Below are 14,286 nucleotides of genomic sequence, written 5' to 3' on the forward strand. Positions count from 1 at the left end.
ACCACATCCGCACCGAAGGCATCGAGAAGAACACCCACGACAACCCCTTCGGCGCCGTCCTCTCCTTCCGCGGCACCCCCACCGACACCACCGTCGAACACACCCTGAGCGCGGCGATGCCGGACCTCTCGGACCTGTTCGAGGTCGGCGACGCCTCGAAGTTCACCGTCGGCCAGTGGTGGGCCGTGGAGATCAACGCGCTGGCGGGGAAGTACGAGAAGGAGATCCAGCGTCTCGTCCAGGTCACCGACGTCGTCGACGCGACGCACATCCGGGTCAACTACCAGATCGGCTGGGACCTGGCCGCCGGCCGCACCCTGACCTGGACCCGGATCGAGCCCGTCGACCGCGCCCACGTCCGCAACATGGTCTTCGAGGGCTGGGGCGAGGACGAGATGACCGGCTCGCACCCGGTCGCCTACGAGTACGCGGTGCGCTGTGACGTCTCCGGCATCGAGGCCGTCGGCACCTTCTGGCCGGTGGTGATGCGCCGCTGGTGCACGTACTACCGCACCGAGCAGTGCTCGCTCACCAACCCGAAGTCCGTCACCTACGGCGGCGCGGGCTACCTCACCCAGCAGATCTACTGCCTGTACGGGCACGTGGAGGACTGTCACACCTCCAACGCCCGGCACCTCAACGACTTCACGGCCTCGGCCTACTGCTACGTCACCAACTGCCACGGCGACGGTGACGACGAGGGCCCGTTCGTGACGCACGGCCAGTTCGAGCACGACCTCGTCTACACCGGCAACTCCGGCCTGATGACGTTCGCCAACTCGGGCGCGGCCTGGGGCGGCAGGGCGAAGCGGATCACCGTCCGACGGCACGCCTGTTCCTGGTTCGTCGCCCGCGTCAAGATCACCGACCTGACGCTGGAGGACGTCCTGGTCATCGGGAAGCCGTCCCTGGCCGGCTCCGGAATGCTCTGGGTCAACGCGGACGGGGTGCAGATGCGGGGCTGCACGGCCACCGGTCCGCTGATCGTCTCCCGGGCCTCGGACCTCTCCGCCCGCCCCAACGTCGTCGCCGACTCCTCCTTCGCCTTCGCGGCGGGCGCGGAGATCACCCAGGCCGGCGTCACCGTCCCCCTCACCCTCCAGCGCACCACGCTGAAGGGCGTCGCCAGTGCGGTGTTCAACGGCACCGGGCCGCTCGTCCTCGACCAGTGCACGCTGACCGGCTCCAAGGACACCGCCCCGGTCTCGCTCGCCCACGCCGACGTCACCGTGCTCGGTGGCGAAATCCGGGACAGCGGGCTGAAGTTGACCGCAGCGAAGGATCAACGCCTCCGCATCGACGGAACACGGCTGTCCGGCACCAACAAGGACGGCGCCCTGCTCGCGCGTACCGGCTCCGGCCGCACCGTCGACTGGCAGCTCACCGGCCTCGACTCGACCGCGCCCGAGGGCACCGCCCATGTGCTGGTCACCGAGGGCACCAACCGCTACCGGGCCACCGGCTCCACCTTCACCGGTGGCCGGATCGAACTCCGGCCCGCGGCCTTCGGCGGAGCGGGCCATCTGCTGCACACCGGCTGTGTCGAGGACGGCGCCGAGCGCACCGCACTGCCGGAGGAGGGCGACCGCGTCGCCCACACCGCGGCCACGCTGCGCTTCTGACCACCCCCGTCCATCGAGCACCACCGAGCACCAGGGATTCCCCGTGTCCACGCATACCCCGATCACCGGCCGGCCCGTCCGGGTCGCGCTCGTCGGCGCGGGCAACCGCGGTCTGACATACGCCGAGTGGATCAAGGCACACCCCGAGCGCGCCGAGCTCGTCGCCGTCGCCGATCCGCGCCCCGCGGCGCGGGCCGCCGCCGGTGCGCCCGTCGAGTTCGACGACTGGCGGCCTCTCGTCGACAACCGCATCGCCGACGCCGTCATCATCGCCACCCAGGACCGTTTCCATGTGGAGCCGGTGCTGGCCCTGGCCGGGGCCGGCTACGCGATCCTCGCCGAGAAGCCCCTCGCCCCGACCGAGGAGGAGACCCGCCGGATCGTGGAGGGGGTGGAGCGGGCCGGGGTCCTGTTCGCGGTGTGCCACGTCATGCGGTACACCCCGTACACCGACCTGGTGAAGGAGGTCGTGGACTCCGGTGTGCTCGGGCAGCTGGTCTCGATCGACCATCTGGAGCCGGTCGGCTGGTGGCACTACGCGCACAGCTACGTACGCGGTCCCTGGCGCAGCGAGAAGGACTCGTCGCCGATGCTGCTCGCCAAGTCCTGCCACGACCTGGACTGGATCACGTACATCATGGGCGGCCGGATCGAGCAGGTCACCGGCTTCGGCGGGCTGAAGCACTTCCGGCCCGAGAACGCCCCGGCGGGGTCCGCGGACCGCTGCCTGGACTGCGCGGTGGAGTCCGGCTGCCCGTACAGCGCGCTGAAGCTGTACATGCCGACGCTGCGTGAGAAGGGCGCCGTCTGGCCGGTCACGCATGTCACCGAGGCGACCGACGAGGCCGGTCTCGTGCAGGCGCTGCGCGAGGGCCCGTACGGGGTCTGCGCGTACCGCAGCGACAACGACGTGGTCGACCACCAGGTCCTCGCGATGCAGTTGTCGGGCGGGGTGACCGCGACCTTCCAGATGGTGGCGTTCACCGAGCAGACCCACCGCCAGACCCGGATCTTCGGTTCGCACGGCTGGATCGTCGGTGACGGTGAGCGCGTCACCGTGCAGGACTTCCGGACCGGCGAGTCCACCGTCCACGCACTCGGCACGTCCGGGTCGAACGCGGCGGACGGGCACGGCGGCGGGGACGCCGCGCTCGTCGAGGCGTTCGTCACCGCGGTCGCCACCGGTGACTCCGGGGCCGTCCGCTCCGGCCCCGCCACCTCGCTCGGCAGTCATCTCGCGGCGTTCGCCGCCGAACGCGCCCGGCACACCGGCACCGTCCAGACGGTCCCGGCGCAGTGACTCCCCCTCTTCCCACCCTCACGTCCTCGGAGGACCACCTCATGTCCCGTCTTCTCACCCGTCGTTCCAGAGTCCGCGCCCTCGCCGCCCCCGTCGTGGCGACCGCGCTCGCCGCCGGTGTGCTGGCCGGCTGCTCCAGCAGCGACGACGGCAACACCGTCACCATGTGGACCTACCCGGTCATCTTCGACGAGGCCAAGAACAAGGCGTACTGGGACGGCCTGGTCAAGGCCTTCGAGAAGGAGCACGCCGGCGTCACGGTGAAGGTGGAGACCTTCCCGTGGGCCAACCGCGACACCGCGCTGGCCACCGCGATCGCCTCCGGCAAGGGCCCGGACGCGGTCTACCTGATCCCGGACCAGCTGCCGAAGTACGCCAGGAACATCGTCGCGGCCGACGAGTACATGCCTGCCGACGCCAAGTCCGACTACACGGACTTCGCGCTGAAGTCCGTCACCGTCGAAGGCAAGGCGCTCGCCACCCCGATCCTGACCAGCGCCAACCCGCTGATCTGCGACAAGCGCGTGTTCGACGCCATCGGGGAGAAGACCTATCCGACGAGCTGGGCGGACCTGGAGGCGCTGGCCCCGAAGCTGAAGAAGAAGGGCTACTACGCCACCAGCTACAGCGGCGACACCCAGCAGACGCTGAACATGACCTTCTACCCGCTGCTGTGGCAGGCCGGCGGCGACGTCTTCGCCGAGGACGGCAAGAACGTCACCTTCAACGACGCGGCCGGCGTCAAGGCGCTGACGTACCTGAAGAAGCTGGTGGACGGCGGCTACACCGACAAGGACCTGGTCACGACCACGCCCAAGCTGGAGCAGACCCCGACCGCCAAGGGCAAGGTCGCCTGCACCTGGCAGAACACCCCGGCGGACGTCGAGCCGTTCTGGGGCAAGGAGAACATCGTCGTCCAGCCGCCGCTGAAGGAGACCGCGTCGGTCGGCTACGGCACGGTGGGCGCGCTGTCCATGCTGAAGGGCGCCGACAAGAAGAACACCGGCGACTGGCTGAACTTCGTCGCCGAATCGAAGAACACGGCCGGCCTGCAGAAGGCCGCGGGCTTCTTCCCGGCCCGTGAGTCCGGCGGCGACCTGTACCCCGACGACGCACTCCAGACCGCCGTCGGCGCCACTCTGCCGAGCATGAACGTGGGCCCGCTGCAGGACAAGGCCCGTGAGGTCCAGGGCCTGCTCGCGCCGGAGATCCAGGCGGCGCTGCTCGGCAAGAAGAGCCCGCAGGACGCGCTGGACGCCGCGCAGAAGGCCGCGCAGGCGATGCTCGGCCGCTGACCGACCGTTGCGGGGCCGGGCTCCCGGCCGCACCCGGGCCCCGGCCCCGCAACCCCACGGGGGCACTCCCCCGAACCCTCCGCAATTCCCCCGTACCGCAAGGAGATCCCCGTGGCAGTCGTCGCGGAACCCACCCGCCGGGGCCGTCGCAGCGGGCCGCAGGCGCGCCGCGAGGCCCGGATCGGCCTGCTCTTCGTCCTTCCGTGCTTCCTGCTCTTCCTCGCCTTCCGGTTCGGTCCGGGTGTCGCCGGTGTGCTGATGAGCTTCACCGACTACTCCCTCACCGGCGGCGGCAGCTTCATCGGGCTGGACAACTTCACCCGCCTGTGGAATGACCCGCTGTTCTGGCAGGCCCTGAAGGTCACGGTCCTCTACACCGTGCTCGCCGTGCCGGGCACGCTCATCGCGTCGGTGTCCCTGGCGCTGATCACCCGGCGCGCCTTCCGTGGCGCCAAGTTCTTCCGCTCGGTGTTCTTCCTGCCGGTCGTCACCTCGCTGGTGCTGGCCGCGACCGTCTTCGTGTGGATCTTCTCGACCGGCGGCCCCTGGTCCACCCTGATGGGCTGGTTCGGGATGTCCGAGGGTTCCTGGCTCTCCGACGACGTGCTGGTGCTGCCCGCGCTCGCGATCGTCGGCGTCTGGTCCCGCTTCGGCTACGGGATGCTCATCCTGCTCGCCCGGATGCAGGACATCCCGCGGGAGCTGGAGGAGGCCGCCCTCACCGACGGGGCCGGCCCGTGGCAGCGGTTCCGGTACATCGTGCTGCCACAGCTCAAGCCCGCCCTGTTCTTCCTCGCGGTCATCGAGACGACGGCCTCGTTCCAGGTCTTCGACGCCGTGTACACGATGACCGGCGGCGGACCCGCCAACGCCAGTTACACGCTCGTCTTCCAGCTCTACGACGCGGGCTTCAAGTACTTCGACCTGGGTTACGCCTCCGCCATCGGTGTCGCGCTCTTCGTGCTGACCGTGGTGGTGGCCGTGATCCAGCGGCTCGTGATCGGGAAGGACCAGTGACCATGACCGCAGCACCCGCAGAGACGAAGGCCCCGCCCGCCGGCCCGGCTTCCGCACCCACGGACCGGGCCGCGCGCCGGGCCGAACGCAGACTGCGCAAACTCTCCGAGCAGGACACCGTCCCGTACGGCATGCGCCCCACCCGCACCGGCCGCATCGCACGCGGCGTGCTGCTGACGGTCGCCGCGCTCGTCACGGTCTTCCCGTTCTACGCGATGGTCGTGCTCTCCCTGAAGCCGTCCGCGGCGGTCGACTTCCCCGGAAGTCTGCTGCCGTGGCCACTGACCGGCGAGGCGTACGACACCGTCATGGGCGCCCAGGATGTGCCGCGCTGGCTGTTCAACACGCTGATCTACTCGGTCGTCTCGGTCGTCGGCGTGCTGCTGCTCGCCTCCCTCGCCGGGTACGCCTTCGCCAAGAAGCGCTTCCCGGGCCGGGAGGCGATGTTCTGGTCGTTCCTGTCGATGGTGATGGTTCCGTACCACGTCACGATGATCCCGACCTTCGCGATGATCGCGAAGCTGGGCGGCGTGGACACCTACTGGGGGCTGATCGTGCCGACCCTGGCCAACGCCCAGGCGGTGTTCCTGATGCGGCAGTTCATCCAGGGGCTGCCGGACGAACTCTTCGAGGCGGCGCGGCTCGACGGCTGCAGCGAGTGGCAGATCTTCTACCGGATCGTGCTGCCGTTGCTGAAGCCGATCCTCGCCACGCTCGGCGTCTTCGTCTTCCTGTGGCACTGGAACGACTTCCTGTGGCCGCTGGTCATCGGCCAGTCCACCGACATGCGCACCCTCACCGTCGGCATCGCCTCGCTCCAGCAGCAGAACGTGCCGCTCAATGTGGTGCTCTCCGGCTCTGTCATCGCGTTCGTGCCCATCTTCGCCGCGTACATGGTGGGCCAGCGCTACTTCACCGAGGGCGTCACCGCGTCCGGAATCAAGGGATAGCCACACATGTTCACCGATGAGGCCGCACTCGAAGAGCGGCTCGCCACCCCCTCCCCCGCGCTCGTCGCCGATCTCGGCCGCCTCGAGGGCGACCTGCTGGTGCTCGGTGCGGGCGGCAAGATGGGCCCCAGCCTGTGCCGGCTGGCGCGCCGGGCGCTGGACGCCGCGGGCCGTACGGACGTGACCGTGTACGCGGTCTCGCGCTGGTCGGACAAGGCTGCGGCCGAGGAGCTGGAGGCGGCCGGGATCCGTACCGTCGCCTTCGACCTGATGGATCCGGCCGCCGATCTGGCCGAACTGCCCGATGCAGGCAATGTCGTCTTCATGGTCGGCGCCAAGTTCGGCTCCGCCGGTGCGCCTTCGCACGCCTGGGCGGTGAACGCCGCGATGCCCGACCGGGTGGCGCGGCGCTGGTCGGGTTCGCGGATCGCCGCGTTCTCCACCGGCAACGTCTATCCGCTGGTGCCGCTCTCCTCCGGCGGCTGCACCGAGAGCGACCCGGTCGGGCCGGTCGGCGAGTACGCGATGTCCTGCCTCGGCCGCGAGCGGATCTTCGATCACGCGGCGCTGACCCGCGGCACCAGGGTCGCCAACATCCGCCTCAACTACGCGGTCGACCTGCGCTACGGCGTCCTCGCCGACATCGCGTACCACGTACAGGGCGGCGAGCCCGTCGATGTGACGACCGGTCATGCCAATGTGGTGTGGCAGGGTTACGCCAACGAGGTCGCCCTGCGCGCCCTGTTGCACGCCACCGGCGGCGAGGCGTTCACCCTCAACCTCACCGGCCCCGAGACCGCGTCGGTGCGCCGCATCGCCCAGTGGTTCGGCGAGGAGTTCGACCGTGTGCCGGTGTTCGCCGGTACGGAGGCGCCCACCGCGCTGCTATCCGACGCGAGCCGCTGTCACGCGCTGTTCGGCTACCCGGACGTCGCGCTGCGCACCCTCGTCGAATGGCAGGCCGACTGGCTGCGCCGCGGACTGCCGCTTTCCGGCAAGCCCACCAAGTTCCAGGTACGTGACGGAAGGTTCTGATCCACTCCATGTCCACTCCCTCCCTCCGGTCCACGCCCGCGCTGGAGCTGCTCGCCCAGGGCGCGGCCATCCCCGCACATCCGCTCGCGCTGCACGCGGACGGCACCTTCGACGAGCGCCGCCAGCGCGCGCTGACCCGGTACTACCTCGCCTCGGGCGCGGGCGGCGCCGCCGTCGCCGTGCACACCACCCAGTTCGAGATCCGCGAGCGGGAGGTGGGCCTGTTCCGGCCCGTGCTGGAGCTCGCCGCCGAGACGATAGACGCCGAGGCCGGCCGCCCGTTCGTGAAGGTCGCCGGTGCCTGCGGCTACACCGCCCAGGCCGTATCGGAGGCCGAGACCGCCGCCGCGCTCGGCTACGACGCGGTGCTGCTCAGCCCGGCCGTCCCCGGGGCCGACGAGAAGGGGCTGCTGGAGCGGGCGCGGGCGGTCGGCGAGGTGCTGCCGGTGATCGGCTTCTACCTCCAGGAGGCCGTCGGCGGGCGGTACTTGTCGCCCTCCTTCTGGTCGGCGTTCACCGATCTCCCGAACACGGCCGCGGTGAAGATCGCCCCGTTCGACCGCTACCGCACCGCCGATGTCGTCCGGGCGGTCGCCGCCGCGGACCGGGCCGACGAGGTGGCCCTGTACACCGGCAACGACGACGACATCATCGGCGATCTGCTCACCCCGTACGAGACGGCCGCCGGCACCCCTCGCTGGTTCGCGGGCGGGCTGCTCGGCCAGTGGGCGGTGTGGACGAGCTCCGCCGTGACCCTGCTCGACGACGTCCGCCGGGCCCGCGCCGGGGACCACGAGGCGATGCTCCGCTGCCTGGCCCGCCGCTCCGAGCTCACCGACGCCAACAGCGCGGTCTTCGATGTACGGGGCGCCTTCCGCGGCTGCATCGCCGGGGTGCACGAAGTGCTGCGCCGTCAGGGCCTGTTGGCGAACATCCGCTGCCTGGACCCGGCCGAGACGCTCTCCCCCGGACAGGCCGACGAGATCACCCGGGTGGCCGCGGCCTACCCTTGGCTGACCGATGACGCCTTCGTTGCGGAGCACCTCGATGCCTGGCTCTCCTGAACCCGCCGACCGCTCCTCACGGGTGGTCGTCGCCGTACCGCCGGGCCTGCGCGCCCAGTTCTTCACCGCCGAGGTGTGGCAGGAGCTGGAACGGGCGGCCGAGCTCATCGTCGTCGACGACCACTCCGACCGGGCGGCGGTCGCGGCCGCGCTGCCCGGCGCCCGTGCGCTGATCACCTCGTGGCGGGCGCCGAAGGTGGACGCCGGGCTGCTGGCGCACGCGGACCGGCTGGAGCTCGTGGCGCACACCGGTTCGGCGGTCGCCCCCTATGTCACCGAGGACGTGTTCCGGCGCCCCATCCTGGTCACCCAGGCCGGTGACGAGATGGCCCGCCCGGTCGCCGAGGTGGCGCTCGCCTTCACCCTGTCCCTGCTCCACCGCATCCAGCGCTTCGACCACGCCCTGCGCGGCGGGCTGGAGTGGGCGGCGGCGAGCGAGGTCCCGCCGCGCCACGAGATCCACGGCAGCGACATCGGCGTGATCGGTGCCTCCCGCACCGGACGCGCCTACATCCGGCTGGTGCGGGCGATGGGAGCGCGGGTGAGCGTCACCGACCCGTTCCTCTCCGAGGCCGACGCCAAGGCGCTCGGCGTGACGCCCGTCCCCCTGGAGGAACTGCTCTCGCGCAGCCGGATCGTGGCCGTGCACGCACCGGTCACCGAGGAGACCCACCGGATGATCGGCGCCGCGCAGCTGGCGCTGATGCCGGACGGAGCGGGCCTCGTGAACACCGCCCGGTCGTGGCTCGTCGACGAGGACGCGCTCCTCGCCGAACTGGCCACGGGCCGGCTGGACGCGGCGATCGACGTCTTCGACGCCGAGCCACTGCCCGCCGGCCACCCCTTCCGTGCGCTGCCGAACGTGCTGCTCACCCCGCACCAGGCGGCGGGCAGTGTCGAGTGCCGGCAGCGGCTGGGCACCAGCGCCGTCAACGAGGTGCTGCGGCTGCTCGCCGGGCGTCCGCCGGTCCACGCCGTCACGGCCGACGCCCTCACCCGGTTGCACTGACCTTTACCCACCCCGCGCCCGTCAGGAGATCTCACCCCCGTGCGACGGATGCGCATCGGCGAGCCGGGCCATGAGCGCACGGTCGCCTCTCCCCCGCCGGAGGCACCGAACCGGTCGGCCACCTTCAACTCGACCTCTCAGGGGTGACCAAGCCGTCAGGCGGTCGGCTCCCGGTCGGTGCCGGTGCGAAGCGCCGGCTCGAAGTGCAGCCCGGCCGCGCCGTCTTCGGGGCCCCCGAGAGGAGTGCGGTGCCCCACCCGGAAGGCTTTGCCGGGACCCGTGCCCCGTCGGCACCACTGCGAGCGGCGCCTCTGCGATCCCACCTGACACGGATCGCCGGATCACGAAGTGCGACCGGCTCAGTCGTGAACGTAACAACGCGGGTCGGGAACATAACAACGCGACGTCATGAGCCAGTTGACCTTGAACGGGGGCGTACGGACGAGCCTGATCCTGGATCTGGTCAGGCACTGTCGTCGCGGTTAGGCTCCCTCTTGGTCACCACGTTGTCGGTGATCACCGCAACCTCTCCCGAACTGTGCGGCAGCGGAGCTGTGTGCTGCCGCACTCAGGGCAAGTCGTTGCGGGCGCGAGTTCGGCCCGCCGGGTGGTTCGTTTCGCGTCACGGCTCGGACGGGTGGCCAGGGAGGGCGTGTGATGGACGACATGAGCTCGGTGTTCGCCGAGGTGGACGCATTGCGGAACGGGCTCCCGGAGCGGGCTTCGTACCGGTCTGAAGCAACCCTCAAGGAACTGGCCCGCCAGATCGAGAACACCCGGAGCCTTTCCCGGCAGCCGGCCGCTCAGGCGTTCCTGGAGGACATCCACTCGTTCACTCCCGGTGAGCGTCTGCGCGCCACGAAGGGACACATCAACAGCCGTCGGGACAACCATCTCTTCTCGCTGTTCGACGCTTCGTACTTCCCGAAGCTGTCCCTGGACTACCTGACCTACGAGGAACTGCCCGCGGACGCGCATCTTGCCCAGCGGTACGCCAGCAGCACTGCCCCGGTGCGCATCACCGGCCGGTCGGCCGGATTCCGTTCCCGGGTGGTCGTGGCGCTCTTTCCGGAGAATCACATCGACGGGCTCCAGGACCCGGAAGACCTCGTCTTCTACTTCATCGACAAGTTCGTGGAGCGGCACAACCGGATCACCCGGGGAATGATCGACGCGGTGATGGCCAAGGGCAGCTTCCCGCTGATCCAGGGGGCCTCGGACGCGACGATCGAGCAGGCGTCGTCCTGGTGGGTGCGGCTGCACGAGTACCACCACCGGCAGGGCGACATGCCCATCCCGGACTTCCTCGACGCGAAGAAGTACAAGCCGCTGGCCGGGCTCGAGGAACTGCGGGTGGACGTCTCCGCGATGCTCGCGCTGCTGGGCGACGAGAACCTGCCCCGCGAAGAGGCGCTCACCACCTACGAGTACATCCTGTCGGAACGACTGCTGCGCTACGCGGTGGAGGGCATACCGCGGCCGAACTACGACGCGGTGGCTTCCCAGTTGCTCTTCGGGTACCTGCAGAAGCACGAGGGCATCCGGGTCAAGGACTCGGTCATCCAGCTGAGCCCGGATATCCCCGGAGTGCTGGCGCAGTTCCTCGCCGAGGTCCACGCCATCGAGGCGCACATCCGGCAGGAACCCGTGGCGGCGGTCCGCAAGCGGCTGATCGCACTCACCGACATGTACACCGACTACGACCCGGTGGCCCGTGACTACCGCTACGTGCCGTTCTTCGCCGAGGTCAAGCAGAAGCTGGGCATCTGAGGGGCTGTCCCGTACTCCCCGGTGGAATACGGGACAGCCCTCGTGGCCCGGACAGATCCTGGGCCCAGGACCCCTCGGCGCCGTCCAGAGGAACTCTCACCAGTATCAGGAGTGTTTGTGACCACTGCCGTTGAACTCTCCACAGCCGACCGCGACGCACTCGACGAACGGGTGGACAAGGAAATAGACAGAGCGCGTCTGCGGCGTGCCGACAACAGCTTCTTCGGCAAGGCGCGGAGCGTGGATTCCGTCACCCCGCAGGGCGCGCTCGACATCGCTGTCTGGTGGCGGGTGATGACGAAGAGTTTCATGTTCAGCACTCTCGCCGGACTGGGCACCATGGCCCGTACGTTCTCCACCCGGGAGGCACCGACGCGTGATCTGCTCGGCGCCTTCCAGACGGTGTACCAGGTCATCGGTGACGACTTGGACAACGCCGCCCCGGAGTTCAGCGCGGTCGCCCCGACAGGCCCCGCGGGAATTCACTACATCTGGTGGGACGACACCATCGTCGCGCCACTGGCCTCGCGGCTGGGCCCGGCGGCGCAGCGGAGCGCGGAGGATCTCCCCGGCCCCGTGGCCGACCTGCTGGCGAACATGGAGCGGCTGGCCGACTCCCCGCTGGGTGCCGCCGTCCAGCTCCGGGTGGTGGAGACCATCGCGCTGGACATCGCCGTGGGCTTCCGCCGGATGTACTCGAAGGTGTGGGTGGACGGGGAGAAGGTCTTCGGCGAGACCTCTCAGTTCGCCTGGATCGACGCGCACATCAAGGCGGAGACGGTGCATGCCGCACAGGTCAGCGACGAGGAGACCGGCATGACGATGATGGTGACCACGGAGGCGGAGGCCGCCGAGTTCGAGCGGCTGGTCGGGGAGTACGTGGACAGCTGGTCCGGTGCGCTGGAGTGCTTCGCGGGCAGGCTGGCCGGGGCTCCGCCGGCGTCCGCCGCGGCGACGGCCTGAGTGGGAGAGACCGTTGGAGGTCGTCGACCGATACGGTCTCGCGCTGGCACTGATCGAGGCCGGGGAACTGGCGGACGAGCCCTGGCTCGACGCGGATCACCCGGTCGACGTCGTGCGGGTGCCGAATCCACCCGCGGCAAGCTGGGACGAGCTCGCCGCCAGGGGGTTCGTGCACAAGCCGTCCGTGCTCACCTGGGTGTCCGAACTGGGCGCCGACGAGGACGCGCACGTGGCAGGGCTGCACCGCACGGCTCGCAAGTCGATACGGCAGGCCCGGCGCGACGCGGCCTCGGCCGGCCTCCGGATCGTGCTGGAGGATCCGGTGACGCCGGACTCGCTCGACGGGTTCTTCGCGCTCTACGAGGACCGGGTGGCCGAGATGCGGTTCGGTGTGCCCTTCGCGCTCGACTACCGGGACGCGGTGCTGCACGGGCCGCGGAAGTTCTTCGGTGTCTTCGGCTTCGAGGGTGACGAACCGGCCGGCGGCGTACTGGTGTTGGAGTGCCCCGAGGTGGACCTGCTGGTGCTCCGGTTCTCCGCGGTCAGCGCCCGGTGGCGCCGGTCCAGTCTGGCCCGCACGCTCTACCTTGCGGCGATGCAGGCCGGGCGGGACCGCGGATACACCCGGGGGTCCATGGGGAACGAGCCGAATCTGCTGGGCCATCTCACGCAGCCGGGCCTGCTCCTCTTCAAGACCGGGATGGGTTTCCGGGCGGTGCCCTCGCAGGAGTGTGCCGATCCGCAGGGCGGCGACGAGGCGGATCTCGTCCTGCGACTGGACGCGCTGAGCGATCCGACCATGATCCTGGGTTACGCCCCGCAGGATGTCCGGGACATGAACCCGGGAGGAGCACGGCTGACAGGCCATCTGATCAGCAAGGCCCCCGTGAATCCGACGCTCTACCATGCGCCGTTCCTGACGTCCGTGACCGTGCGGCCCCCCGGCGCCGCGCCCGGCTTCACCCCGGGCTGCACGCCACCGGAGTAGCCGGGAGGGCCACGCGGTCCGGGTCCGGACCGGGCAGGGAGTCCCGTGCGAGGCCGGCGGTCTCGTACGGGGTTCCCGCGGCGCCACCGAGCCGGCCGCGGCCTCCGCTGTGGCGTCTCGGACCCTGACGCGCTGTGGCGTCTCGGGCCCCCGAGGCGTCAGACCTTCGCGGCGACGCTCTCCTCGACCCAGTCGTACACCCCGCCCAGCACCTGCCGGTGCTGCTCCCGCCCCATCAGGGCGAGGAAGCCGGGGATGGGGTTGACCTCGAGAATCACATAGCCGTCCGCGGTCGGCAGGATGTCCAGCCCGGCAAGGGTCATTCCCATGGCGCGCGTGGCCCGCAGTGACAGGTCGATCAGCTCGTCGGGCGCGTCGAAGCGCTCGTAGCTCGCGCCCTCCACCGTCTTGCAGCGCCAGGAGCCCGCGGCCGGGAGCTTGAGGACGTTGAGGGGGGTGGCGTCGCCCGCGACGACGATCCGGTACTCGCCGCCCTCGGTCGGGAGGTACGGCTGACACACCAGGGTGGGGAAGCGGGAGAGCAGGTCCTCCGCGGTCTCCTTGCCGGCTATCGGGTCGACGACGCGCTCCACGTCGATCCCGCGGTAGCCGAAGGAAGGCTTGAGGATCACCGGCCCCCACTCGGCGCAGGCAGCCTCGACGTCCGCGAGTGACGCCACGGACCGCACCTGCGGTACCGGCAGGCCGGCCGCCGCCAGCCGCTGTGCCATGAGGAACTTGCTGTATCCGGTGACCCAGACGTCCGCCGGGTCGAACAGACGGACCCCGGGGACGTTGCTGAGCATGCTCAGCCGCTCCACCCGGTCCTGCCAGTCGTCACCGTAGAGCTTGCACCGGTTGATGATGGCCTGAAACGACTCCGCGGGCTCGCCGCGCAGCGTCAGCGTGGGGCCCGAGGGGCCCGGGCGGTACGCCATGTCCTCCAGCGTGAAGAACGAGGTCTCGTGTCCCCGCTCGCGCCCGTACTCCACCAGATGATGGCCGTCGGGATCGATCCCGGAGTAGTCCCACCCGAGCAGACCGATTCTCACGCCGCCTCCAAGAACTCACGTGCCGCGCCGCACACAGGTCGCACTCCAGTGCTGATCGAGCGATCCTGACCTGCGCGGCGAAGTTATGTCAAGGGTGTGCGTCGCGGCCGGAGTTGAGATGTTTGGCTGCTGAAAACGGTGCACATACACAGGGCTTCCGCGACCCTCCGTAATCCTCTAGGCTCAGCCGCTCGATCGCGTTGCGCATGTGGGGATACTCG

12 protein-coding genes are annotated in these 14,286 nt (G+C 70.0%); 11 read left to right on the plus strand and 1 reads right to left on the minus strand.

What is annotated here, in order from left to right; translation table 11 throughout:
* The 11 genes from ACIOEW_RS38690 to ACIOEW_RS38740 all read left to right on the plus strand — a co-directional run.
* The coding region (locus ACIOEW_RS38690) for a peptidase C14 (RefSeq protein ID WP_401970030.1) at nucleotides 1–1,622 on the plus strand (1,622 nt) is incomplete at its 5' end.
* Between the two features lie 43 nt (nucleotides 1,623–1,665).
* The gene (locus ACIOEW_RS38695) at nucleotides 1,666–2,922 is read left to right on the plus strand and encodes a Gfo/Idh/MocA family oxidoreductase (RefSeq protein WP_362554978.1); all 1,257 of its coding nucleotides are present in this window, start codon (nucleotides 1,666–1,668) and stop codon (nucleotides 2,920–2,922) included.
* A gap of 41 nt (nucleotides 2,923–2,963) precedes the next feature.
* Nucleotides 2,964–4,217 (plus strand): ABC transporter substrate-binding protein, encoded by a 1,254-nt coding sequence (locus ACIOEW_RS38700; RefSeq protein ID WP_401970033.1) that lies wholly within the window; start codon nucleotides 2,964–2,966, stop codon nucleotides 4,215–4,217.
* Between the two features lie 111 nt (nucleotides 4,218–4,328).
* Entirely contained in the window at nucleotides 4,329–5,234 is a 906-nt protein-coding gene (locus ACIOEW_RS38705) for a sugar ABC transporter permease (protein WP_350996166.1), read from the plus strand.
* A gap of 2 nt (nucleotides 5,235–5,236) precedes the next feature.
* Nucleotides 5,237–6,184, plus strand: a complete 948-nt coding sequence (locus tag ACIOEW_RS38710; RefSeq protein WP_401970037.1) for a carbohydrate ABC transporter permease — start codon at nucleotides 5,237–5,239, stop codon at nucleotides 6,182–6,184.
* A gap of 6 nt (nucleotides 6,185–6,190) precedes the next feature.
* On the plus strand, nucleotides 6,191–7,219 hold the full coding sequence (locus ACIOEW_RS38715; protein ID WP_401970039.1) for an NAD-dependent epimerase/dehydratase family protein: 1,029 nt from the start codon (nucleotides 6,191–6,193) through the stop codon (nucleotides 7,217–7,219).
* Between the two features lie 8 nt (nucleotides 7,220–7,227).
* Nucleotides 7,228–8,283: a dihydrodipicolinate synthase family protein gene (locus tag ACIOEW_RS38720; protein ID WP_401970042.1), complete on the plus strand. Its 1,056-nt coding sequence runs from the start codon at nucleotides 7,228–7,230 to the stop codon at nucleotides 8,281–8,283.
* Nucleotides 8,267–9,292, plus strand: a complete 1,026-nt coding sequence (locus ACIOEW_RS38725; RefSeq protein WP_401970045.1) for a hydroxyacid dehydrogenase — start codon at nucleotides 8,267–8,269, stop codon at nucleotides 9,290–9,292. The genes ACIOEW_RS38720 and ACIOEW_RS38725 overlap by 17 nt, the downstream gene beginning before the upstream one ends.
* A gap of 657 nt (nucleotides 9,293–9,949) precedes the next feature.
* The gene (locus ACIOEW_RS38730) at nucleotides 9,950–11,062 is read left to right on the plus strand and encodes a DUF6421 family protein (RefSeq protein ID WP_362554991.1); all 1,113 of its coding nucleotides are present in this window, start codon (nucleotides 9,950–9,952) and stop codon (nucleotides 11,060–11,062) included.
* 117 nt (nucleotides 11,063–11,179) lie between these two features.
* Nucleotides 11,180–12,025 carry a DUF6202 family protein gene (locus tag ACIOEW_RS38735; protein WP_401970048.1) on the plus strand — a complete coding sequence of 282 codons (846 nt, stop codon included), beginning with the start codon at nucleotides 11,180–11,182 and terminating at the stop codon, nucleotides 12,023–12,025.
* Between the two features lie 13 nt (nucleotides 12,026–12,038).
* Nucleotides 12,039–13,013, plus strand: coding sequence for a GNAT family N-acetyltransferase (locus ACIOEW_RS38740; RefSeq protein WP_401970050.1), 975 nt, complete (start codon nucleotides 12,039–12,041; stop codon nucleotides 13,011–13,013).
* A 158-nt stretch (nucleotides 13,014–13,171) separates the two neighbouring features.
* Here the strand turns inward: ACIOEW_RS38740 and ACIOEW_RS38745 are convergent, their stop codons facing one another.
* A complete protein-coding gene (locus tag ACIOEW_RS38745; RefSeq protein ID WP_362554997.1) occupies nucleotides 13,172–14,065 on the minus strand; it encodes a hypothetical protein in 894 nt (297 codons plus the stop codon).
* Nucleotides 14,066–14,286: the final 221 nt, after the last annotated feature.

This window comes from Streptomyces sp. NPDC087901, from assembly GCF_044742205.1.
Classification (GTDB): Bacteria; Actinomycetota; Actinomycetes; order Streptomycetales; family Streptomycetaceae; genus Streptomyces.

Excerpts from the sequence above, each read along its gene's own strand:
- ACIOEW_RS38700 (WP_401970033.1), top strand. The coding sequence starts at position 2,964 with ATGTCCCGTCTTCTCACCCGTCGTTCCAGAGTCCGCGCCCTCGCCGCC.
- ACIOEW_RS38710 (WP_401970037.1), top strand. The coding sequence starts at position 5,237 with ATGACCGCAGCACCCGCAGAGACGAAGGCCCCGCCCGCCGGCCCGGCT.
- ACIOEW_RS38715 (WP_401970039.1), top strand. The coding sequence starts at position 6,191 with ATGTTCACCGATGAGGCCGCACTCGAAGAGCGGCTCGCCACCCCCTCC.
- ACIOEW_RS38720 (WP_401970042.1), top strand. The coding sequence starts at position 7,228 with ATGTCCACTCCCTCCCTCCGGTCCACGCCCGCGCTGGAGCTGCTCGCC.
- ACIOEW_RS38725 (WP_401970045.1), top strand. The coding sequence starts at position 8,267 with ATGCCTGGCTCTCCTGAACCCGCCGACCGCTCCTCACGGGTGGTCGTC.
- ACIOEW_RS38730 (WP_362554991.1), top strand. The coding sequence starts at position 9,950 with ATGGACGACATGAGCTCGGTGTTCGCCGAGGTGGACGCATTGCGGAAC.